Source organism: Olleya sp. UBA1516, from assembly GCF_002323495.1.
Lineage (GTDB): Bacteria > Bacteroidota > Bacteroidia > Flavobacteriales > Flavobacteriaceae > Olleya.
In genome coordinates, this window is record NZ_DCQO01000009.1 from 378,038 (window position 1) to 399,117 (window position 21,080).

General features: G+C 31.4%; 20 protein-coding genes. 17 read left to right on the forward strand and 3 right to left on the reverse strand.

What is annotated here, in order from left to right:
* Positions 1-10 precede the first annotated feature (10 nt).
* From B2989_RS05930 to B2989_RS05980, 11 genes are all read left to right on the forward strand, one after another.
* On the forward strand, positions 11-823 hold the full coding sequence (locus B2989_RS05930; RefSeq protein WP_292945566.1) for a DUF1853 family protein: 813 nt from the start codon (positions 11-13) through the stop codon (positions 821-823).
* Between the two features lie 80 nt (positions 824-903).
* Complete coding sequence (locus tag B2989_RS05935) at positions 904-1,467, forward strand: hypothetical protein (RefSeq protein ID WP_292945569.1); 564 nt, start codon at positions 904-906, stop codon at positions 1,465-1,467.
* The gene (locus tag B2989_RS05940) at positions 1,464-1,910 is read left to right on the forward strand and encodes a hypothetical protein (RefSeq protein WP_292945572.1); all 447 of its coding nucleotides are present in this window, start codon (positions 1,464-1,466) and stop codon (positions 1,908-1,910) included. The genes B2989_RS05935 and B2989_RS05940 overlap by 4 nt, the downstream gene beginning before the upstream one ends.
* Before the next feature lie 101 nt (positions 1,911-2,011).
* Entirely contained in the window at positions 2,012-2,674 is a 663-nt protein-coding gene (locus tag B2989_RS05945) for a hypothetical protein (protein ID WP_292945575.1), read from the forward strand.
* 153 nt (positions 2,675-2,827) lie between these two features.
* Entirely contained in the window at positions 2,828-5,134 is a 2,307-nt protein-coding gene (locus B2989_RS05950; RefSeq protein ID WP_292945578.1) for a DNA topoisomerase 3, read from the forward strand.
* Positions 5,124-5,711, forward strand: coding sequence for a pseudouridine synthase (locus B2989_RS05955; protein WP_292945581.1), 588 nt, complete (start codon positions 5,124-5,126; stop codon positions 5,709-5,711). Before B2989_RS05950 ends, B2989_RS05955 begins: the two co-directional genes overlap by 11 nt.
* Before the next feature lie 73 nt (positions 5,712-5,784).
* On the forward strand, positions 5,785-7,029 hold the full coding sequence (locus B2989_RS05960) for a mechanosensitive ion channel family protein (protein ID WP_145001662.1): 1,245 nt from the start codon (positions 5,785-5,787) through the stop codon (positions 7,027-7,029).
* A 95-nt stretch (positions 7,030-7,124) separates the two neighbouring features.
* Positions 7,125-7,811, forward strand: a complete 687-nt coding sequence (locus B2989_RS05965; RefSeq protein ID WP_292945586.1) for a TetR/AcrR family transcriptional regulator — start codon at positions 7,125-7,127, stop codon at positions 7,809-7,811.
* Positions 7,804-9,471 (forward strand): peptidase domain-containing ABC transporter, encoded by a 1,668-nt coding sequence (locus tag B2989_RS05970; RefSeq protein ID WP_292945589.1) that lies wholly within the window; start codon positions 7,804-7,806, stop codon positions 9,469-9,471. The genes B2989_RS05965 and B2989_RS05970 overlap by 8 nt, the downstream gene beginning before the upstream one ends.
* Before the next feature lies 1 nt (position 9,472).
* On the forward strand, positions 9,473-10,828 hold the full coding sequence (locus B2989_RS05975) for an HlyD family secretion protein (protein WP_145001659.1): 1,356 nt from the start codon (positions 9,473-9,475) through the stop codon (positions 10,826-10,828).
* 2 nt (positions 10,829-10,830) lie between these two features.
* Positions 10,831-12,213, forward strand: a complete 1,383-nt coding sequence (locus B2989_RS05980; protein ID WP_292945593.1) for a TolC family protein — start codon at positions 10,831-10,833, stop codon at positions 12,211-12,213.
* A 1-nt stretch (position 12,214) separates the two neighbouring features.
* On the opposite strand, the gene B2989_RS05985 is transcribed toward B2989_RS05980, so the two are convergent.
* Positions 12,215-12,982, reverse strand: a complete 768-nt coding sequence (locus B2989_RS05985; protein WP_292945596.1) for a hypothetical protein — start codon at positions 12,980-12,982, stop codon at positions 12,215-12,217.
* A gap of 63 nt (positions 12,983-13,045) precedes the next feature.
* On the reverse strand, positions 13,046-15,022 hold the full coding sequence (locus B2989_RS05990) for an alpha-ketoacid dehydrogenase subunit alpha/beta (protein WP_292946048.1): 1,977 nt from the start codon (positions 15,020-15,022) through the stop codon (positions 13,046-13,048).
* 155 nt (positions 15,023-15,177) lie between these two features.
* Here B2989_RS05990 and B2989_RS05995 point away from each other — a divergent pair, with 155 nt between their 5' ends.
* The 6 genes from B2989_RS05995 (at position 15,178) to B2989_RS06020 (ending at position 19,756) form a co-directional block, all read left to right on the forward strand.
* On the forward strand, positions 15,178-16,125 hold the full coding sequence (locus B2989_RS05995) for an isopenicillin N synthase family dioxygenase (protein ID WP_145001656.1): 948 nt from the start codon (positions 15,178-15,180) through the stop codon (positions 16,123-16,125).
* 73 nt (positions 16,126-16,198) lie between these two features.
* Positions 16,199-16,525, forward strand: a complete 327-nt coding sequence (locus B2989_RS06000) for a translation initiation factor (protein WP_292945604.1) — start codon at positions 16,199-16,201, stop codon at positions 16,523-16,525.
* A 1-nt stretch (position 16,526) separates the two neighbouring features.
* Positions 16,527-17,456 carry a DUF1835 domain-containing protein gene (locus B2989_RS06005; protein WP_292945607.1) on the forward strand — a complete coding sequence of 310 codons (930 nt, stop codon included), beginning with the start codon at positions 16,527-16,529 and terminating at the stop codon, positions 17,454-17,456.
* A complete protein-coding gene (locus B2989_RS06010; RefSeq protein WP_292945610.1) occupies positions 17,457-18,326 on the forward strand; it encodes a nucleoside phosphorylase in 870 nt (289 codons plus the stop codon).
* Position 18,327: 1 nt separating this feature from the next.
* Complete coding sequence (locus B2989_RS06015; protein ID WP_292945613.1) at positions 18,328-19,182, forward strand: substrate-binding domain-containing protein; 855 nt, start codon at positions 18,328-18,330, stop codon at positions 19,180-19,182.
* Positions 19,183-19,384: 202 nt separating this feature from the next.
* Positions 19,385-19,756: an endonuclease domain-containing protein gene (locus tag B2989_RS06020; RefSeq protein WP_292945616.1), complete on the forward strand. Its 372-nt coding sequence runs from the start codon at positions 19,385-19,387 to the stop codon at positions 19,754-19,756.
* A 477-nt stretch (positions 19,757-20,233) separates the two neighbouring features.
* Here the strand turns inward: B2989_RS06020 and ung are convergent, their stop codons facing one another.
* Positions 20,234-20,899, reverse strand: coding sequence for a uracil-DNA glycosylase (gene ung / locus B2989_RS06025; protein ID WP_292945619.1), 666 nt, complete (start codon positions 20,897-20,899; stop codon positions 20,234-20,236).
* Positions 20,900-21,080: the final 181 nt, after the last annotated feature.

Genomic DNA, 21,080 nt, shown 5'->3' on the forward strand with positions numbered 1-21,080 from the left:
ACACAACCATATGAGCGATAAAACCGATAACTTTCAGGCCCAATTTAGTGGCTTTTTTAATACACCACATTTATTTTTTTCTGAAATAAATACTATGCAACCTTTTGTTAAGCAATTAGATAGACCTTTTGTTTTTAATAGAAAGGTTAGACCTAATATTAGGTTAGGACAACGTGTAGAACAATTTGTGTTTGAGGAGTTAAAGCATTTTGATGACATTTCTGTTTTGTCAGAAAATATCCAAATACAGGAAAATATTAACCAGACTATTGGCGAATTGGACTGCTTAATATTAAATAATTTGGAACCAATTCATTTAGAAATTCAGTTTAAATACTATCTATATGATGCCAGTTTAGGGAGCACAGAAATAGACTGTTTAATTGGACCTATGCGTCGAGATAGTTTAATTGAAAAATTAAATAAACTTAAATTAAAACAACTACCACTACTCTATAATACTGCTACAAAACCTTACTTAGATAAATTACAATTAAATGTCGATACCATAAAACAGCAAATATATTTTAAGGCGCAAATTTTTATGCCTTATGGAAGTAACATTACGTTTAAAACGTTAAACAACACCTGTATTTATGGCTTCTATTTTAATTATAAAGATCTAATTTTGTTTAAGGATTGTAAATTTTATAAGCCTCAAAAAACCGATTGGTTATTAGACGTAAATAGTCATGTTAATTGGTTGACTCTAGATCAAATAGAGCCACAATTAACCATATATCAATCCGAAAAATACTCACCTTTATTATGGCTAAAGTTTCCTAATGGTCAAATAACAAAATGCTTTGTGGTCGCATGGTAATTTAATTTATTAGAGTAGTTTTGTAGCCTTAAATCTTTTTCCCCAACTAATATTAGTAATTAATCCGGTTTCTTATTTTTTTGAAAACACACAAATACATCAGGCTTTTAACAGTTGCTTTATTATTACTTATTCAGATTGTTTTTTTATCCATGATAATTAAAGAACAATACACAGCAAATAATGTATTGATTAGTACTGCAATTATAGTAGTTATCCTATCTACCTTTTTTGGTTACCGCTATTTAGATTTACATCATCACAAGTATAATTATGAGAGGTTGTCTGTTGTAATTTGGGTTCCGATAGGTGCATTACTGTGTTATATAATTAATATATACCTTGGTTTGGGTAGTGTATTGGCAGCAGGAATTATTGGTGTTTTAGCCTCATTTGCACCAAAAATAAATAACCAATCTAATTATCTAAAAAAACTACCAACAGTAATATATTGTGGTGCTTTTGTTGGCATGTCCAGCGCACAAATAACACCATCTATAAGTTTTGTAATTGCTGCAGGTAGCATTACTGGATTGTTATATATGCTGTCTAAAAACTTGTTTCTTGGAATTGGAGGTAAACTTGGTGCTTTAGCTTTTGCAGGTGTCATTATTGTATCATTAATACACTGGTTATATTTATGAATGTTATACTTATAATATTAGCTAGTATATTAGGAGCTACTGTAACGTTTTACGTAAGCGAACAGTTAAAACAAGGTCCAGTCAGGGCGTCTGCCTTATTATCTTTAATAATTGGTTTGTTTTTTTACTGCTTTCCTAATGTATTAAATGTGTATCTCACTCAAAATATTCCGTTAGTATTTATCGGAGCCTCATTTATTGGAATGGCTTCTCCAAAAGGTAAAAACAACTATTTATTGTTAGCTTTTGCTGGCCTTTTATTTAGTATAGTTTACATAAATAAAAGCGCTTTTTTTAAGGGTTATGGTGGTGCTTTAGGCACATTAGCTTTTATTGCATTAATAACAACACTGTTTTTTGCACATTTGCTTACTCATAAATCTAAAATGCTATCTAAATTTAAATGGATGAAAAATAAAGTGTTTAAAAATGAAAATAATTAATTGTTTTACGCAATCGTCTTATTAATCACGCGCACTTATTAAATAGTCTTTTAATTTTATTACATTGTAGGTCATTAATGTTTTAATTGAAATTTTAAAAAATGAAAAAACTAGTATTCTTTACTCTTTCCTTACTGCTGCTAGCGTCATGTAAAACAAATCAAAACGGAAGTAGCGAAACAACACAAGTTGCCTATCAAAAATCCCGTTTGTACGATCAGGAAAATAATAGAATAAGTCAATCTAAATTTTACAATCAACTATTAAAAAACCAAGATTTATCATGGGCTTATGTGTCCAATAAAACAAAATTTGATAAACGATTAGTACCTGGTCAAAAACATGGTGAAATATCAAATAAAGCAACTATAATAAAGCAATTAAACAATACATTAAATATTGATATTGCTAGTGACAAACCTGTTGTAATTATTTACTACCCAGGAAAAGACCCTTGCAATTCTGGTGGTGCTTTAACAAAAGGAATAAGGTTAAAAGAGCAACAAGACTTTGAAATAAAACTGTTTAAATTAGCACAAATAAAACCTATTTACTTGTATAAAAACACAGAAGGTTTAGCAGATACAAATGATATAACTAAATGGCATCAAGATCCAGATGGTTTAATAGAATCTTTATTTTTTGAATACCATTATCCATGTTCTAGTTATTTAGTCATTTCAAAAGATGGCGAATTTTCTAGTAAGTTTGGAGAGTTTAATTATTCTGAAGTTTTAGCAACAACCAAAAGACTTAATCAATAGTTAATAACTACTAACAAAACCCTTTTATTTAGTTAACTTATTCACTTATTTTGCGACTTTAAAAACTAAAAATTAAAGCCTAATTTTGGCGCTTTAATATATTAGCGCAACACACTAATCCTTTGCGCTTTAATAACTAATAGACCTTATAAAATGAAAGTCTGTATTGCCGAAAAACCATCTGTAGCTAGAGAAATAGCTCAAGTATTAGGTGCCAACTCTAAACGTGATGGTTATTATGAAGGTAATGGCTATGCAGTAACCTATACTTTTGGTCACCTTTGTACCTTAAAAGAACCAAACGATTATAAACCTTATTGGAAAAGTTGGGATTTAAACAACTTACCAATGTTACCAGAAAAATTTGAAACTAAAGTCACCAAAGATTCTGGGATACAAAAGCAATTTAAAATTGTTAAAAGCCTTTTTGACAAAGCAGATGTGGTTATAAACTGTGGTGATGCAGGAACAGAAGGAGAATTAATCCAACGTTGGGTTATTGATCAAGCTAAATATAAAGGCGAAGTACAGCGTTTATGGATTAGCTCCTTAACGACCGAAGCAATAAAAGAAGGTTTTGAAAAACTAGAACCAAGCAAAAAATACGACAATCTATATTACGCAGGTTTTTCGCGTGCTATTGGAGACTGGCTACTTGGTATGAATGCTACCAGACTATATACAGTCAAATATGGTGGTTACAAGCAAGTATTAAGTGTTGGACGTGTACAAACACCAACTTTAGCAATGGTTGTAAACCGTTGGAAAGAAATTGAAAACTTTAAGCCTCAACCCTATTGGGAACTGCAAACCATGTATCGCGATACCTTGTTTAGCTATGAGGAAGGTCGTTTTTTAAAAATGGAAGATGGAGAAAAGTTAGCTAATATTGTAAAAGCACATGACTTTGAAATCGTCTCTATTACCAAGAAAAAAGGTAATGAATATGCGCCAAAATTATTTGACTTAACAGGATTACAAGTGTACTGTAATACTAAATTTGGATTTTCTGCAGACGAAACCCTTAAAATTGTACAAAAACTGTATGAAATGAAGGTGGTTACCTATCCTAGAGTAGATACAACCTACTTACCCAACGATATTTATCCAAAAGTACCAGGTATTTTAAAAAACCTAACACAATACGCGACTTTAACAGCTCCTGTTTTAGCTAAAAAAATTAAAAAATCTAAAAAGGTTTTTGATGATGCTAAGGTTACAGATCACCATGCCATAATCCCAACTGGTGTACAAAGTAATTTACAATATAACCAACAACAGGTATATGATATTATTACACGACGTTTTATTGCTGTGTTTTACGACGATTGTAAAGCGGCTAACACCACAGTCATTGGAAAAGCCGAAACCGTAAACTTTAAAACCACTGGTAAAGAAATACTTGAAAAAGGATGGCGTGTTGTATTTGAAACTAAAAATAGCACAACAAAAGAGCAAGGTCTATTACCTACTTTTGTTAAAGGTGAAAAAGGACCACATGAACCTAGTTTTTTAGAAAAGCAAACCAAACCGCCTAATCAGTTTACAGAGGCAACACTACTTCGTGCTATGGAAACTGCAGGAAAGCAAGTGGACGATGACGAGCTGCGTGATTTAATGAAAGAAAACGGTATTGGTAGACCATCCACACGTGCAAATATTATTGAAACACTGTTTAGACGTAAGTACATAAAACGTAATAAAAAACAAGTGTTACCAACCGTTACAGGGATCCAATTAATAGATATTATTAGTAATGATTTGCTTAAATCAGCCGAATTGACTGGTCTTTGGGAGAAACAATTAAAGGATATTGAAAAAGGCGAATATTCTGCTGCTGCTTTTATTAAAAACATGAAGCATATGGTAGATCAATTAGTCTATGAAGTACGTAGCGAAAAACTTGAAGCTAAAATAAGCTACACTAACAATAAATCAGAAAAATCCACCAAAACAAAATCTAAAACCAAAACTGGTACTAAAGGTATTGTTGGTAAAGCCTGTCCTAAATGCAAACAAGGACAAATTTTAAAAGGAAAAAAGGCTTATGGGTGTACCAATTATGGTAAAACATGTGATTTTGTATTACCTTTTAGTTTTGGTGAAAAGAATATATCCGAAAACCAATACAAACGTTTATTGGACAAAGGATCTACCGTTAATTTAAAAGGTTTTAAAGTCGAAGGTGCAACTGTTGAAGGTTTGCTGCGTTTTGATGATAATTTTAAACTTAAATTAGAACCTAAGCAAAAAAAGCCTGCAAAAACAAATACAGCTTCAGAGACTAATCCATGTCCTAAATGTAAAAAAGGAACGGTTATAAAAGGAAAAACAGCTTATGGTTGTAGTGATTATAAATCGGGTTGTGATTTTAGATTTAGCTATGACTTAATTCGCGAAAAAGCTAATGGACAACAACTTACAAAGGATTTAGTTTTCAAAATTTTATATGGACACTAAGCATAAACACTTTAAAATTTACAAACCTTATAGAATGCTAAGTCAGTTTTCTAGCAATGCTGCTAAAGAACAGAAAAAGCGATTTTTAGGAGAATTGGGTGATTTTCCGGGAGGTATTATGCCTATTGGTCGTTTGGACGAAAAAAGTGAAGGTCTACTCCTACTTACCACAGACGGTAAACTAAGTGACCATGTTAACCAATCCGGAATTGAAAAAGAATACTACGCCTTAGTAGATGGCGACATTTCCGCGAAAGCGATACAACAATTATCCGAAGGTGTAGAAATAGGATTTAACGGTAAAAAATATATTACAAAACCTTGTAAAGTCACAAAATTAAAAGAATTACCTGATTTACCAGAACGTTCAAAAAAAATAAGAGATGCTAGACATGGTCCAACATCATGGGTCTCAATAACTATAACGGAAGGTAAATTTAGACAAGTCCGCAAAATGACTAGTGCTGTAAATTGTCCAACCCTACGTTTGGTGCGTGTTAGAGTCGGAAATATCACTCTTGACAACATGAACGTTGCAGATGTTTTGGCTATTAAAAATCTAAACCAACTACTTTAACGTATCTTTAGTTTTTATAGCAAGAGTAATTGTTAAAAACATAGTACTTTTGTTTTAAATATTAACCTATTTCATGATACAATACGCACATTTTTTTTACGATTATTTTAGAGATTTAGGACTAACTAGAGTTACATCTAAGTACTTAAATATGTTGGTGTTATTGATTTTAACACTAATCTTTATTTTAATTTTAGATCTATTAGTTAGAAAGGTTTTAAGGCTGATTTCGGCTAAAATTGCATCACGAACAAAATCAAATTTTGACGACTTATTAATTACTAATCGTGTCCCTAGAAATATAGCGCATATTCCAGCTTTATATACTGCAATAAAAAGTATTCCGCTAGTATTTAATGACTTTGCTAATCTGCATTTGCTTTTTGAAAAATGTATGCAAGTGGCAGGAATCGTTTTAGGGCTTTGGATTGTAAGAAGCATACTTAATACTTTAAAAAATTACTTTAAAACTTTACCTAGTTTAAGGGATAAACCAATAGATAGTTACATACAAGTTTTTATGATATTTGCATGGATACTTGGTGCTGGATTAGCTATGGCTGTTCTGGTTGGAGGAGATTCTCTATGGAAGTTTATCACTGGTTTTGGTGCTGCAACTGCTATTATATTATTAATATTTAAGGATACCATTTTAGGTTTTGTAGCAAGTATACAAGTGTCTATAAATGATATGGTTCGTATTGGTGACTGGATTACTTTTGAAAAATTTGGTGCAGATGGAGATGTTATTGAAATTAATTTAGCAACGGTTAAGGTTCAAAATTTTGATAATACGATTACGACTATACCGACGTATGCTTTAATATCAGATTCGTTTAAAAACTGGAGAGGAATGACAAACTCTGATGGTAGACGTATCAAACGACATATGTTAATCAAGCAAACGTCTATCAAATATCTAAATAATGAAGATATTGAACGTTTAAAAGAAATTGAAATCATATCCACTTATCTAAGTACCATGCAAGACAAGATTAATAATTTTAATACATCTCATGGTATAGATAAATCTTCATTAATTAACGGTCGCAATATGACTAATATTGGTGTTTTTAGAAAATTTATACAGACGTATTTAGAGCAACATTCTGCTATTAATAATAACATGTTGTTAATGGCAAGACAACTACAACCTACCTCTCAAGGTGTACCTTTAGAGATTTACTGTTTTAGTAAAGACAAACGTTGGGAAAGTTATGAGTACGTTATGAGTGACCTTTTTGACCACTTCCTTGCTGCTGTTCCTTACTTTGATTTAGAACTTTTTGAATTGCCTAGCAACAGTACTTTTAAGTAAATCACTTTTATAATTTTTAGAAAAAGTTAATAAATAGTTAATGTGATTTCATTTGTAATAGTATTACTATTATCTTTGCAATCAAATAATTATTTATGCATAGTTTACTTTCAAATCTAAAAATTAATATAAACGATAAAATTTACCTTAAAGATCCAGAATCTTCTAATTTAGGTAAACGTATTGTTGAAAACAGTATCCAACTAATTGATGAGATTGGATTTGACTTATTTACGTTTAAAAAATTAGGTACTAAAATTGGATCTAACGAGAGTAGCATTTATCGTTATTTTGAAAGCAAACACAAACTACTAATCTACCTTACCTCTTGGTATTGGAGCTGGTTAGAGTATCAATTGGTTTTTGCTACCAATAGTATTGCAAATCCAAAAGAAAAAATTGAAAAAGCTATTGAGGTCCTTGCACAATCTGCTACTTTAGACTCTAATTTCTCTCATATTGATGAGGTGCTTTTAAAACGTATCGTAATTAACGAATACTCTAAATCATACCTAACTAAAGAGGTTGATAACGAAAATAAGGAAGGTTATTTTCTAGTTTACAAAAGACTGGTTACACGACTACATGATATGGTATTAACCATTGATAAGGATTATCCTTATGCCTTTAGTTTATCAAGTACTGTTATTGATGGTGCATTGCATCAGCATTTTTTAAAAGACCATTTTACTACTATATCTGATCTTAAAAAATCAGACGATCCAACTAACTATTTTAAAGATTTAGTTTTCAAAACCCTTAACATCTCAACAAATGAGTAGAAAAATATTAACCGCTTGGCAACGCTTTATTAGCCTACTTAAATTAGACAAAAAAGACGTAAGACAAGTCTTTTTTTATGCCATTTTTGCAGGATTAGTAAACCTATCGTTACCGCTTGGAATACAAGCTATTATTAATTTATTACAGGCAGCTCAAGTTAGCACATCATGGATAGTATTAGTCGTATTAGTGACTTTAGGTGTTGTTTTTGTTGGTGTACTACAATTAATGCAAATAAGAATTATAGAAAATATTCAACAAAAAATATTTACAAGAGCCTCTTTTGAGTTTGCTTACCGTTTTCCTAAAATGAAAATGAGCGAATTAAATGGTTATTATCCACCAGAATTAGCTAATCGTTTTTTTGACACAATAAATGTGCAAAAAGGTATCGCCAAAGTAATGATAGATTTTCCTGCTGCAGTTTTACAAATTGTATTTGGATTAATGTTATTATCCTTTTACCATCCCTTTTTTATAATTTATGGTGCTTTACTTTTAATCTTAATTTATGTTGTTTTTAAATTTACTGCAGAAAAAGGTTTAAGAACAAGTATTGATGAGTCTAATCATAAATACAAAGTAGCACATTGGTTACAAGAGATTGCTAGATCTATTGTTAGTTTTAAATTATCTGGTAAAACAAGTTTAGCGCTAAATAAAAATGATAAATTGGTTACTAATTATTTAGAAGCACGTGAGAGTCATTTTAAGATATTGGTCGTGCAATTCATTCAGTTAATTGGTTTTAAAGTTCTAGTAACTGCAGGATTATTAATGATTGGTGGTGCTTTAGTACTTAACCAACAAATGAATATTGGTCAATTTGTTGCTGCAGAAATTATTATTCTATTAGTTATTAATTCTGTTGAAAAACTAATATTAGGATTAGAAACCTTTTATGATGTTTTGACTTCTATTGAAAAATTAGGTAAAGTCGTTGATAAAGAATTAGAACCTCAGGATGGCGAAATTTTGGACGTAGACCATAATGACTTTAATATAGAATTAGATAATGTGTCTTACAGTGTTAAGGACAGAAAAAAGCCAATTTTACAAGATGTTTCTCTAAAAATTAATGCAAAAGACCGCATCTTAATTCAAGGTAATAGTGGTTCTGGTAAATCTAGTTTGTTAAAATTAATAGCTGGAGTAATTAGTCCAACAAATGGTAGTGTTTATGTCTGTGACAAATCGCTGACTAGCTTAAATATAAATAGTTACAGACAAAATATTGGTCAAACTCTAGTTGAAGAAACACCATTTGAAGGCACCCTTTTACAAAACATAACCTTTGGAGATACAGACATTACAAGCCAACAGTTGGATTGGGCTATACAAAATGTAGGCTTAAAAGACTTTGTAAAACAGTTACCAAATGGTTTAAATACAATGATTTATCCAGAAGGAAAAGGCGTATCCTTTACCATATCTAAAAAAATCATGTTAGCTAGAAGCATCGTTAAAAACCCTAAATTACTAATGCTAAAGGAGCCTCTTGATCAATTTGAAGCTAAAGAAGCACAACAACTAGTCAATTTTTTAAGTCAACCAGAACATCCTTGGACACTTATAGTAGTTAGTCAAAATAATATTTGGCATTCTAAATTAGACAAAGTTATCATTTTAGAAAAAGGTCAAATAATTAACACAAAATAGCATGTTAAATATTTCAACAAATAGCGTCAATAAAAATGTTGACATCAGTCGATATACTTCGGTACAAAGGGCATTAACCAGAAGACATTACAAGCATTTTAATCGTTTACTTATCATCTTTGGAGTAATTGGTATCATTATATTGTTTCTTCCTTGGACCCAAAATATAACAGCTTCAGGTTTAGTAACCACTTTAACGCCTGACCAACGTCCTCAAACCATACAATCACCTATTCCTGGACGTATTGAAAAATGGTTTGTTAAAGAAGGGGACTTTGTAGCTAAAGGTGATACGATTTTATTTATTTCGGAAATAAAAAATGAATACTTTGATCCTAACTTGGTTGAAAGAACAAGTCAGCAAATAAAAGCTAAATCATCATCAGTACAATCTTATGTTGGTAAGGTCAATGCTTTAAACAACCAGATTTCGGCTTTAGCCAATGAAAGAAAATTAAAACTTGAACAAGCCGAAAATAAGTTGTTACAATCTAAATTAAAAGTAAAAAGTGATAGTATAGATTTTGAAGCTTCTAAAACTAATTTAGGCATCGCACAAAAGCAATTTGAACGTACACAGCAATTACAAACCGAAGGTCTAAAAGCAGTTACAGACGTAGAAGAAAAACGTTTAAAATTACAGGAAACTCAGGCTAAATTAATTTCGCAAGAAAACAAATACTTAGCTGCTCAAAACGAGATTATTAACGCTAAAGTAGAGTTAAATCGTATTAGTGCTGAGTATTCTGATAAAATATCAAAAGCGCAAAGCGATAAATTTACTGCAGAATCAAGCGGTTTTGATGCAGAAGCACAAGTCACAAAATTAGAAAACGATTTTACTAATTACTCGATGCGTAATGATATGTATTATATTAAAGCACCTCAAGATGGCTACATAAATAAAGCTATTAAAGCTGGTATTGGTGAAACATTTAAGGAAGGCGAACAATTGGTAGGTATATCACCTTCAAATTTTGATATTGCTATTGAGACGTTTATAAACCCAATAGATTTACCTTTAGTACACGAAGGCGAAGTGTTTAGAGTTCAGTTTGACGGTTGGCCTGCAATAATATTTAGTGGTTGGCCTAACGTATCCTACGGAACATATGGTGCAAAAGTAGTAGCAATAGAGCGTTTTATTAGTCCTAACGGGAAATTTAGAGTGCTTTTAGCTCCTGTTGAAAACGAGCACAAATGGCCTGAAGCTATTCGCGTTGGTTCTGGTGCCAGAGCTATTGGATTATTAGAAGATGTGCCAATTTGGTTTGAATTATGGAGACAATTAAATGGCTTCCCTCCTAACTATTATCAACCAACTGATAATAAAACAGCTAAAGCAGACAAAAAATAAATATGAAAAAAGTTATTTTATACATAACAATTATTATCCCATTTGTACTGCATTCTCAAACGTTGGATAGTTTAAGTTATACCGAATTTTTAGGCTATGTTAAGCAATATCATCCTGTTGCTAAACAAGCCGATTTATTACTTGATAGTGGTCAAGCTTCTTTAATGAAAGCACGAGGTGGTTTTGACCCAAAGCTTGAAGCCGATTTTAATGAAAAAGATTATAAAAACACCGAGTATTATGAGCGTTTAAATGCAACATTTAAAGTCCCAACTTGGTACGGAATAGAACTTAAAGCTAACTTTGAGGAAAACACAGGCTATTATCTAAACCCAGAAAACACAGTCCCTGAGGATGGATTATTTAGTGCAGGAATTGGATTTTCTTTAGGACAAGGGTTATTGATAAACAAGAGAATGGCTGACGTTAAAAAAGCTAAGTTTTTTAAAGAGCAAACTCAAGCAGAACGTAATTTACAAGTAAATCAAGTCCTTTATGACGCATCAATAGCTTATTTTGATTGGTTACAAGCTTATAATGAAACTAAAATTTACGAGCGTTTTTTAGCTAATGCTAGCATAAGATTTAATGGTGTACGATCAAGCGTTTTAGCAGGAGACAAAGCAGGTATTGATAGTTTAGAAGCTGGTATTGTTGTTAAAAACAGAAAGCTTGAACTTGAACAAGCAAAAGTAAAATTATTAAAATTGCGTTTGGAGGCTTCTAACTTTATTTGGTTAAACAATACGCCTGTTGATATTAATCAAACCGTAAGTCCTATGACCACTTTGGAAGCAGATATTGATCTAGTTTTAGGCATCAACATTATCCAAGGTTACAATTTAGATAACCATCCAAAATTATTAGCTTTAGGCAGTAAAATAGATGGTTTAGATGTGGATAGACGATTAAAAGCTAACAAACTTTTACCAGTTATTGATGCTCAATATAATTTTTTGTCAGAAACTCCAGATCAAGTAAATACGTTTAATGCTGCATCATATAAAGCAACGATAAATGTTGCATTTCCTTTATTTTTAAGAAAGGAACGTGGTGATTTAAAATTATCTAAACTAAAATTACAAGATGCCCAATTTACATTTGCAGACACCCAACTTCAAATAAAAAACAAAATTGAAGCTATTACGCAAGAGTTAGAGTCTTACAAGACTCAAAACCAATTAATTAAAACAATAGTTGCAGATTACAAAACGTTGCTTAACGCAGAAGAACGTAAATTTAGCTTTGGTGAAAGTTCAGTGTTTTTAATAAATAGTAGAGAAAATAAATTGATTGAATCTCAAGTAAAAGCAATACAATTAAACAATAAATTTTATGCTACAAAAGCTAAATTATTTAATAGTTTAGGTCTAGTACCTAATTAAGTTATTCGTCATTTTTTGGATTTGGATCAGCTTCAGATTTGTCTTCTACCTGAGATTTTAACTTAAGCACACTACCCTCTTCTTTAACAACAACAACAATGGATGCTTTAACACCTGTTGCTAGATTCCATTGGTTTGAAACAATAACATTCCCATCTTTATCCAACACCTGAAACTCTGCTGTATTTGGTCCAGAAGTCCCTTGGTTTAAAGCCTGGAAATCTATTTTATTAATACCTTCATCTAAAGATATTAATAAGCCATTAAACCCTGAAGTTAATGTCACACTTGGTACCATAATATCATCATTTAAAAAGACACGTATAGCATCGCCATCAGGATATTGGTGATCTCTGTAGATTATGTTAACAACTTTAGCTGATGTTTTATACTCTCCTAAAAATTGATTAACTAAGCTTCCATTATTAGATTTTTCGTCGTCTTCCTTAAACTTAAGTTGCTTTTTTAATTGTTTATTAAACAATTCTGCTGGATTTCTAAAGTTATTATCCTCTTCAATCATCGAGAACTCTTTTTTAGGTTTAACAACAGTTTGCACCTCTTTAGGCGCAATAATTTCATTGTTATTTGCAGCATCAGGTTTAACTGTTTCTGCTTCTGGAGCAGGCTCTATAATTAATTCTGGATCATCTTTAGGGTCTTCAGATTCTATTGCAGGAATGGCAAAACCATTACTCTCACTATCTATTTGGGCATAACCGAATAGTGAAACGCTAAAAAGAATAAAAAAAGAAATGTAAAATTTCATGGTATTATTATCTATTATGAATCGAAAATAAACCAAAAATCATACCTAAATGCTAAAAATATATTAATACTCTAATAATTTTAGTAATTCACCTTCAAATTTATCTCTAGAAAGGTATTGATCTTCTAATTGATTTATAAATGGTATTGGTGTATCTAAACTAGCGACACGCTTAACAGGAGCGTCTAATTGCTCAAAACAATGCTCCATTATTAGTGCAGATATATCACTTGCTATTCCACCAAATAACGAGTCTTCTTGTAATATAATAGCTCTACCTGTCTTTTTAACTGACGCATAAATAGTATCTGTATCTAAAGGTTGTAAAGTTCTTAAATCAATAACATCTGCTTTGATATTTGGATGTTTTTCTAGTGTATTTAAAGCCCAATGTACTGCTGCACCATAAGCTATAACAGTAACATCGCTTCCTGATTGTAAGGTTGCAGCTTTACCAAACGGAATTGTAAAATAATCGGTTGGAACCTGTTGTCTAATACTTCTATATAATGCTTTATGCTCAAAAAACAAGACAGGATTTGGATCGTTAATAGCTGTAGCTAAAAGTCCTTTTGCATCATACGGAAACGCTGGATACACCACTTTTAAACCAGGTGTTTTTGTAAACCAAGCTTCATTTGTTTGACTATGAAATGGTCCTGCTGCAACACCTGCACCACAAGGCATTCTTAAAACTATATCTGCATTTTGGTTCCAACGATAATGTGATTTAGCTAAATAATTAACTACAGGATTAAATCCTGAGGTAACAAAGTCACTAAATTGCAACTCGACAACACTTTTAATTCCTGCAATGCTTAAACCCATTGCAGTTTCGATTATAGCAGATTCACAAATTGGAGTATTACGTACTCTGTCTTTTCCAAATTGCGCTACAAAACCATCAGTTATTTTAAACACACCACCATATTCGGCAACATCCTGACCCATAATTACTAAATCATCGTGACGCTCCATAGATTGTTTTAATCCTTCAGATATAGCATCAATTAATCGTAATTCTTCAGTATTACTATTTTCTTTAAATTCTTGATATTCAAATTTTTGAAACACATCATTTAATTCATTACTTTCAATAGGCATGATTGGAGTTTCCGCGTAAGCGATATCTAAATTATCATTAATTTCTTTAATTATTTCTTCTTTTAAATCTGCAATAATTGTGTCATTTAAAAGCGCTTGTTGTATTAAATACTCTTGAAAATTCTCGATAGGATCTTTAGCTGCCCACTGATCCATTAAGTCTTGTGGCACATATTTGGTACCACTAGCCTCCTCGTGTCCACGCATTCTAAAAGTTTTAAACTCGATTAAAACAGGACGCGGATTTTTACGCATACTTGTTACAATTTCATTTAATTTAGTGTAAACTTCTAAGATATCATTACCATCAATTATATGGCTTTCCATACCGTAACCAATAGCTCTGTCTGCTAAATCTTTACAATTATATTGCTCTGTGGTTGGTGTAGATAAACCGTATCCATTATTTTCTATACAAAACAATACTGGTAATTGCCATACAGAAGCTACGTTTAACGCTTCATGTATATCACCTTCACTTGTTCCGCCTTCTCCTGTAAATACAGCAGTAACTTGATTTTTATTTTTAAGTTTTGATGCTAATGCAATCCCATCTGCAACACCAAATTGAGGTCCTAAATGGCTAATCATTCCCACAATATTAAATTCTTGTGTTCCAAAATGAAAGCTTCTGTCACGACCTTTAGTAAAACCATTAGCTTTTCCTTGCCACTGCGAAAATAATCTGTGTAATGGAATGTCTCTAGTCGTAAAAACACCAAGATTTCTGTGCATTGGTAAGATGTATTCTTCCTGATCCAAAACTGAGGTTACACCAACAGATATAGCTTCTTGACCAATACCAGAAAACCATTTACTAACCTTACCTTGACGTAATAAAATTAGCATTTTTTCTTCTATTAATCTTGGTTTTAGCATACGCTTGTACAGGTTTAAAAGCGTAGTGTTATCTAGAGTTTTTTTATCAAAAGTCATTATGGTTTTTTCTAATACTGCTGTTTTCATAAATAGCGTTTGTCAAATATAGAATAATTGCTTAAAAATAAATGAGCACTTTAAAAAAAATATGACTATCATTTTTCCAATGTTTTCGCTACATTTGTATATATTACACTTATAAAATAATAAAGATGAATAGCATACCTAGCGTTAATTTAAAGGATTTTACATCTGGAGATCCTGTTAGAAAACAAAAATTTGTTGCTGAGATAGGGAAAGCCTATGAAGAAATTGGGTTTGTAGCCTTAAAAGGACATTTACTTGATGAAGCCTTAGTTGACGATTTATATAAAGAAATAAAAAACTTTTTCTCTTTACCATTAGAGACCAAACATAACTACGAAATTCCTGGAATTGGAGGACAACGTGGTTACGTGTCTTTTGGAAAAGAAAGTGCAAAAGGTAAAAAAGAAGGAGATTTAAAAGAGTTTTGGCATTTTGGACAATATGTTGAAGATGATGCTGAACGTGCAAAGGAATATCCTGAAAATGTTACGGTTAATGAGTTGGCTCATTTTAATGAAGTCGGTAAAAAAGCCTACCAAAAATTAGAAGAAACTGCTAAATACGTGTTACGTGCTTTAGCGTTATACTTAGGTTTAGAAGAAACGTATTTTGATAATTATATCCACAACGGAAACTCAATTTTACGTCCTATCCACTATCCTCCTATTACACAAGAGCCTGATAATGCTGTACGTGCTGCTGCACATGGTGATATTAATTTAATCACATTATTAATGGGTGCCCAAGGTCGTGGATTACAAGTGCAAAACCATAAAGGCGAATGGATTGATGCTATTGCAGAACCAGACGAATTAATGATTAATGTTGGTGATATGTTATCTAGACATACCAATAACAAATTAAAATCTACAATACACCGAGTAATTAATCCACCAAGAGAACTTTGGGGAACTTCACGTTATTCAATTCCTTTTTTCATGCATCCTATTAGCGAAATGAAACTAGATGTTTTAGATAGTTGTGTAGATGATGCTAATCCAAAACAATTTGAAGATATTACTGCTGGAGAATTTTTAGACGAACGTTTAAGAGAACTTGGGCTTAAAAAATAAGTTAACAGGCATTAGACTTTAGTTGATAATCATTGACTAAAGTCTACATATCTGTAAACGGAATACTACTACAATGGATTTAAAAGATCAATTAAAAAATCTTTTTCCAGATCACGAGTCGGAAAATATCGAAGAACAAGAAGACAATAGTGATATCTGGCTACAAGATGACCCTATACTTTGTAAATACGAAAAACGTAAAGGTAAACCTATTACAATTTTGGAAGGGTATACTGGAGCTACAGAAGATTTTAAACTTTTGGCCAAAGAGCTAAAACAAACTTTAAGTGTTGGTGGAAGTTTTAAGGATGATAAAATTATTATCCAAGGTGATTATCGCGATAAAATAATGGCTATTCTTAAAGATAAAGGCTTTAATGTTAAACGAGTTGGAGGTTAAAATGAGTCAAACTAGTCTACATATTACCAATGGATCTAATGTTACAGATGTCCTTAAAAAATTTAATTTTGAAGGCGACATGTTGACTTGGCACGAAATGCTGTGTGAAGGTCCTACCCTAAAAGACTTTGACACACCTAAATTTTTTGAAATTAGACAAACGTTTCTAGAAAACACCTATGATGTCGAGTATGATATAGATAGTATCAAGACTGAGTTTAATAAACTAAACGATGTCTCTAACTACAGCCAAATTATTTTATGGTTTGAATATGACCTATTTTGTCATATTAACTTAATAGCTGCTATTAGTTTAATTAAACAAAAAGGAATAAAGTTACCTTTATATTTAGTTTGTAGTGGTCGTATTGAAGGCGAAAAGGACTTAAAAGGACTTGCGCAATTATCTGAAAAACAACTATTAAAAGAGTTTGAAAATAAAATTAAATTAAATGTTGATGATATTGCAACTGCACAAAAAGCATGGCGAATATATTGTGAGGAAGACCATAATTTATTAAAAGAGTTAATTGTTAGACCTTCTAGTTTTAAATATTTAAGCAATTGCTTAAAAGCACATTTACGTCGTTTTCCGGATACAAGAAGTGGTTTAAATACCTTAGAGTACAATACTTTAAAATTAATTAAAGAATACAAAATTAAATCACGCCATCACCTGCTTGGATACTGTTTACATTATCAAGGCTATTATGGTTTTGGAGATTTACAATTAGAACGTATGATTGATAGGTTACACCTATTTTATGACGAAACTGAAGAGACATTGACGCTTAATAGAAATGGGCATTTAGCATTAGAGCATCAAAAAAACTTCTTTAAAATAATTGATACCAATTTTAGATTTGGAGGCGTTAATAAAGCGGACTACCAATACAATAAAACAGAAAATAAATTAATACATACCATATAAATGGCTATACAAGAATCAGAATTAATTTTAAATCCTGATGGTAGTGTTTACCATCTTAATTTAAAACCAGAGCATATTGCAGATACAATTATTACTGTAGGTGATCCTGATCGTGTTTCTGGAGTAACAAAATACTTTGATTCGGTTGAGTTTACAACCCGTAAAAGAGAGTTTCATACTCAAACTGGAATGTATAAAGGTAAACGTATAACCGTTATATCAACTGGAATTGGAACTGATAATATCGATATTGTGTTTAATGAGTTAGATGCTTTGGTTAATATAGATTTAAAAACCAGAACCATAAATAAAACACACAAGTCTTTAGATATTATTCGTATTGGCACCTCTGGTTCTATTCAAAAAGACATTGCTATTGATACCTTTGTAATAAGCGAAAAAGCTTGTGGATTTGATAGTTTACTTCATTTTTATAATAGTAAACACATACAACAAACTGATGTAGCAGATGCTTTAGTTGCGCATACAAATTGGGCTTCGGAAAAATCAAAACCCTATGTCGTAGCAGTAGATAAAGACTTAGCTGCAAAATTAGAATCTGATCAAACCACTAAAGGCTTTACAGCAACAAATGTTGGTTTTTATGGACCACAAGGTCGTGTATTAAGATTATCCATTCAGGATAACGATTTAAACGATAAACTTGCTAGTTTTAATTTTAACAATCAACCCATTACTAATTTAGAAATGGAAACTGCCGGAATTTACGGTTTATCTAAATTATTAGGTCATCGTGCTGTATCCATGAATGCTATTATAGCCAATCGTGCTACGGGAGAATTTAGTAAAGATCCTAAAAAAGTAGTAGATCAATTAATTACATATACGTTAGATAAAATAGTTAGTTAAGATGAAACAAATTAATATTGGTGGTGTACCAGAACATTTTAATCTAGCTTGGTATTTAGGTTTAAAAAATGGCGAATTTAAAGAGCAAGATATCAACTTACGTTGGAAAGACTATTTTGGAGGTACTGGAGCCATGTGTAAAGGCTTAAGAGATGGTGACATTGATATGGCAGTAATCCTGACAGAAGGGATTATTAAAGATATTATTGATGGTAATAAGTCTAAAATTGTTCAAGTTTTTGTAAAAACACCATTAATATGGGGAATTCATGTTGCTGCAAACTCTGACTATAATAAGATTGAAGATTTAAAAGGAACTAAAGCTGCTATAAGCAGATATGGTTCTGGATCGCATTTAATGGCATACATTAATGCAGAAAATAACGGTTGGGATTTAGAAAAAGATTTAGATTTTGAAGTTATAAAAAACCTTGAAGGTGCTGTAGAGGGTTTAACCGAAGGTAAAGCAGATTACTTTATGTGGGAAAAATTCACCACAAAACCATTAGTAGATAATGGTACATTTAGACGTGTTGACAACTGTCCTTCACCTTGGCCTTGTTTTGTTATAGCTGTTAGAGAAGAGTTTTTGAAAACCAATAAAGACGATGTGAAGGCTATTTTAGACATTGTCAATGCTACAACCCAAGAGTTTAAAGATATACCAAGTATTGATCGTATGATTGCAAACCGTTACGAGCAGGAATTGGAAGACGTGCAAGAATGGTTAGGCTTAACAGAATGGTCGCAAGAAAATATTTCTAAAAAAACAGTACAAAAAGTACAAGACGAATTGTTTGCATTAAATATTATTCCTGAAAAATGGAAGTATGAAGATTTAGTCGCAGATGTATAAATTATAAAAACGCCTCATATAACATGAGGCGTTTTTATTTATACTTTATCTCAAATACATTAGCACAATCACACACAGCTCCTCACTTTAGCTAAAGAGAGGTGGTTTCGGTTTAACCGAAATCGGAGTGTTTGACATAAAACGCGAAGCAGTTTTAATTCAGTTAAAAATTAATATTATTTTTTTTGATTATTTTCAACAAATGTTTCGACAAAAAATACATAATAAAACAGAATTAAAACAAATCAGATCAATATTAAGACAAAGCCTAACTCCTGCTGAAGCCTATTTATGGACAAAACTAAAAGCAAGACAATTCAATAATATAAGGTTTAATAGACAGCATAGTATAGGTTATTACATTGTAGACTTTTATTGTGCTGAACATAAATTAATAATTGAGTTAGATGGTGAAATCCACAACCTTCCTGAACAAGTTGAAAAAGATAAAATAAGAACTAAATATCTTGAACAATTAGGTTTTACAGTTTTAAGATTTGAAAATAAAATGGTTTTTGATTTTTTACCATCTGTTTTTATGGCAATTAAAGAACATGTTGTTCAGGATGTGTAAATACTTAAACTCCTCTTTCTTCCAATTTCTTTTAAGTAGAAATTAAAATTCATTCTCCTCTTAAAATCAAGAGGAGAGCTTCATCACAACAACTTCAATAATAGTAATACTCTCAAATAACAACTAAAATCATAATCTTACACAGCTCCTCACTTTAGCTAAAGAGAGGTGGTTTCGGTTTAACCGAAATCGGAGTGTTTGACATAAAACGCGAAGCAGTTTTTAAATCAATAATAATCAAACGCCTCTTTCTTCCAAATTCTTTTAAGTAGAAATTAAAATTCATTCTCCTATTAAAATCATGAGGTGAGCTTCATCACAACAACTTCAATAATAGTAATAATCTCAAATAACAACTAAAATCATAATCTTATACAGCTCCTCACTTTAGCTAAAGAGAGGTGGTTTTATGAAATAAAATCGGAGTGTTTGACATAAAACGCAAAGCAGTTTCAAAAAACTACAACAGTTATAAATCTACCAATCTATCAAATCCAACCCATCAGATACTAACAAACTGTTAGTCTGACTAAAATGTTTATTACCAAACCAATACCCACGATTAGCACTTAATGGTGATGGATGTCCAGAGGTTAATATATGATGTTTTGTACCATCTATTAACTTCGCTTTTTTCTTAGCAAATCCTCCCCAAAGTAAAAACACAACATTTTCTTTTTGCTTGCTAATAGTCTTGATTACAGCATCTGTAAAGGTTTCCCATCCTTTGTTTTGATGGCTACCTGCTTCATGTGCTCTAACAGTTAATGTGGCATTTAGCAAAAACACGCCTTGTTTAGCCCAAGGCTCTAAATTTCCGCTTGACGGATAAGGTTTACCTAAATCTGTTTCAATTTCTTGAAAAATATTTACTAAAGATGGTGGATGCTTTACACCATTATTAACACTAAACGACAATCCGTTAGCTTGGTTGTAATTGTGGTAAGGATCCTGACCAATAATAACGACTTTTAAAGCCTTTAAAGTACAGGTGTTAAAAGCATTAAATATTAAATTTTCTGGAGGAAAGCAAGTTTCAGTTTTATATTGATTGTCTACAAATTGAGTTAAATCTTTAAAATAAGGTTTATCAAATTCGGTTTGTAAATAATTTTTCCAACTTTCATGGATAGCGACGTTCATATGTTGTTTATTTTTGTAGCGTTGACTTGTAATAGTATGCTAAAAATAATACTATCTTTAATAACACTAAACCAATATAAAAAATATTAAATAACCATTTAAAGCTTAACTTTTAGTAATCTTAAAAACTATTTTAATTAATTGAAATAGTGTTTGATTTTCAAAAAGTTGAATAAATAAT

Excerpts from the sequence above, each read along its gene's own strand:
- B2989_RS05940 (WP_292945572.1), top strand. The coding sequence starts at position 1,464 with ATGAATGTTATACTTATAATATTAGCTAGTATATTAGGAGCTACTGTA.
- B2989_RS06000 (WP_292945604.1), top strand. The coding sequence starts at position 16,199 with ATGGATTTAAAAGATCAATTAAAAAATCTTTTTCCAGATCACGAGTCG.
- B2989_RS05955 (WP_292945581.1), top strand. The coding sequence starts at position 5,124 with ATGGACACTAAGCATAAACACTTTAAAATTTACAAACCTTATAGAATG.
- B2989_RS06020 (WP_292945616.1), top strand. The coding sequence starts at position 19,385 with ATGTTTCGACAAAAAATACATAATAAAACAGAATTAAAACAAATCAGA.
- ung (WP_292945619.1), bottom strand. The coding sequence starts at position 20,899 with ATGAACGTCGCTATCCATGAAAGTTGGAAAAATTATTTACAAACCGAA.
- B2989_RS06015 (WP_292945613.1), top strand. The coding sequence starts at position 18,328 with ATGAAACAAATTAATATTGGTGGTGTACCAGAACATTTTAATCTAGCT.
- B2989_RS05930 (WP_292945566.1), top strand. The coding sequence starts at position 11 with ATGAGCGATAAAACCGATAACTTTCAGGCCCAATTTAGTGGCTTTTTT.
- B2989_RS05945 (WP_292945575.1), top strand. The coding sequence starts at position 2,012 with ATGAAAAAACTAGTATTCTTTACTCTTTCCTTACTGCTGCTAGCGTCA.
- B2989_RS05965 (WP_292945586.1), top strand. The coding sequence starts at position 7,125 with ATGCATAGTTTACTTTCAAATCTAAAAATTAATATAAACGATAAAATT.
- B2989_RS05985 (WP_292945596.1), bottom strand. The coding sequence starts at position 12,982 with ATGAAATTTTACATTTCTTTTTTTATTCTTTTTAGCGTTTCACTATTC.
- B2989_RS05950 (WP_292945578.1), top strand. The coding sequence starts at position 2,828 with ATGAAAGTCTGTATTGCCGAAAAACCATCTGTAGCTAGAGAAATAGCT.
- B2989_RS05970 (WP_292945589.1), top strand. The coding sequence starts at position 7,804 with ATGAGTAGAAAAATATTAACCGCTTGGCAACGCTTTATTAGCCTACTT.
- B2989_RS05960 (WP_145001662.1), top strand. The coding sequence starts at position 5,785 with ATGATACAATACGCACATTTTTTTTACGATTATTTTAGAGATTTAGGA.
- B2989_RS05990 (WP_292946048.1), bottom strand. The coding sequence starts at position 15,022 with ATGACTTTTGATAAAAAAACTCTAGATAACACTACGCTTTTAAACCTG.
- B2989_RS05995 (WP_145001656.1), top strand. The coding sequence starts at position 15,178 with ATGAATAGCATACCTAGCGTTAATTTAAAGGATTTTACATCTGGAGAT.
- B2989_RS05980 (WP_292945593.1), top strand. The coding sequence starts at position 10,831 with ATGAAAAAAGTTATTTTATACATAACAATTATTATCCCATTTGTACTG.
- B2989_RS06010 (WP_292945610.1), top strand. The coding sequence starts at position 17,457 with ATGGCTATACAAGAATCAGAATTAATTTTAAATCCTGATGGTAGTGTT.
- B2989_RS05975 (WP_145001659.1), top strand. The coding sequence starts at position 9,473 with ATGTTAAATATTTCAACAAATAGCGTCAATAAAAATGTTGACATCAGT.
- B2989_RS06005 (WP_292945607.1), top strand. The coding sequence starts at position 16,527 with ATGAGTCAAACTAGTCTACATATTACCAATGGATCTAATGTTACAGAT.